This is a genomic window from Streptomyces sp. NPDC050388 (assembly GCF_040655635.1).
Taxonomy (GTDB): Bacteria; Actinomycetota; Actinomycetes; order Streptomycetales; family Streptomycetaceae; genus Streptomyces.
In genome coordinates this window covers 1-1,555 of record NZ_JBFAKH010000262.1, presented here as the reverse complement: position 1 = coordinate 1,555, position 1,555 = coordinate 1, and the positions used below count along the sequence as shown (strand labels likewise).

General features: G+C 70.2%; 1 protein-coding gene. It reads right to left on the bottom strand.

Annotation, left to right across the window (positions count from 1 at the left end):
• Nucleotides 1-67: 67 nt before the first annotated feature.
• Complete coding sequence (locus AB0I73_RS41235; RefSeq protein ID WP_363045505.1) at nucleotides 68-1,285, bottom strand: IS110 family transposase; 1,218 nt, start codon at nucleotides 1,283-1,285, stop codon at nucleotides 68-70.
• Between the last annotated feature and the right edge of the window lie 270 nt (nucleotides 1,286-1,555).

Here is a 1,555-nt window from a genome sequence, read left to right as displayed (position 1 = left end):
GGGGGGTGCCTCTATGTCTTTCGTCAAGGCGTCCAGGTTTGGTTTGGGGTGGTTTGACTTGCTGGGGTCATGCGGCGAGTTCGACGTCCGTGGGGACGCGGGGTTCGTAGAAGGTGCCGTCGCGGAGCATGGCGAACAGGACGCTGATGCGTTGACGGGCCAGGCGGAGAAGGGCCTGGGTGTGGGTCTTGCCGCGGGCTCGCTGGCGGTCGTAGTAGGTGCGGGAGGCCGCATCGGCGTTCATGCAGGCGAAGGCGGAGAGGAACATGGCGCGTTTGAGCTGCCGGTTTCCGCCTCGGGGTGCGTGCTCCCCGTGGATCGAGGTCCCGGACGACCTCGTGGCCGGGGCCAGGCCGGCGTAGGAGGCGAGGTGGGCGGCGGTCGGAAAGCCGGTGCCGTCGCCGACGGTGACCAGCAGGACGGCGGCGGTCCTGACGCCGACGCCGGGCATCGACGTCAGGACCGGGGAAAGAGGGTGGGCCTCCAGCAGGGTGCTGATCTGGGCTTCCAGGGCCCGGCGCTGGGTGTGGACGGTGGCCAGGGAGGCGGCCAGGGTGGGGATGACGATGTCGAGGGTGCCGGTGCCCGGGACGACGACGGTCTGTTCCTCGAGGGCGTCGAAGACGTCGTCGATCAGCCGCTGGGCCATGCGGGGGGCCTTGGGCCGGATCAGTTCGACGAGTCTGCGGCGGCCGGCTTTGCGCAGGGCGGCCGGGGAGCCGTGGCGTTCGAGCAGCCAGGTGACGGCCTGGTGGTCGAGGCGGGGGCCGAGGACGCGTTCCAGGCTGGGGTGGAACTGGGTGAGCAGGCCGCGTATCCGGTTGGAGGTGCGGGTGGCCTCGGCGGCGAGGTCCTGGTCGAAGCCGACCAGCACGGTGAGCTCGGCGGTGATCTCGTCGGTGAGCTGAAGCGAGCGCAGGGTGTGCGGCATGGTGCGGGCCGCGTCCGCGATCACGGCCGCGTCTTTGGCGTCGGTCTTCGCCTCTCCTGGGTAGAGGTCGGCGATCCGGCGCATGGCGAGTCCGGGCAGGTAGGCGACCTTGCAGCCCGCGTCCCGGGCCACGGTCAGCGGCAGGGCGCCGATGGAGGCGGGCTGGTCCACGACCACCAGCACGGTGCCGAACTTCGCGGCCAGCTTGTCGAACACGGCCCGCAGCTTCGGTTCGCTGTTGGGCAGCTGCTTGTCGAAGACCTTCTTGCCGGCCGGGGTGAGTCCGTGGCCGTGATGGGCGCTCTTGCCGACGTCCAGGCCGAGGAACACACCCACGTCTTCGGTGTCGAACATAGCGCCCTTCCAGGGGTGTTGACGGTGCCGGCCTCGGGGTCGGTGTCGTACGCGCGCATCCACGTTATGCAGACCTGCCATCCGCGAGCTGTCCGGCATTGCGCCGGACCGGGTGGCGGCCGGACCTCTCATCAGCGTCTCCGACGGCACCTTCCGGGCCCGGTGACACCACCCCCCAGGTCATCCGATCGACAGGGGGACACAGTCATGCCGGGCCCGGAGGCCAGCGGCCCTCTTGCAGGACCGCGGAAAACATAACGGGGGGGGAGC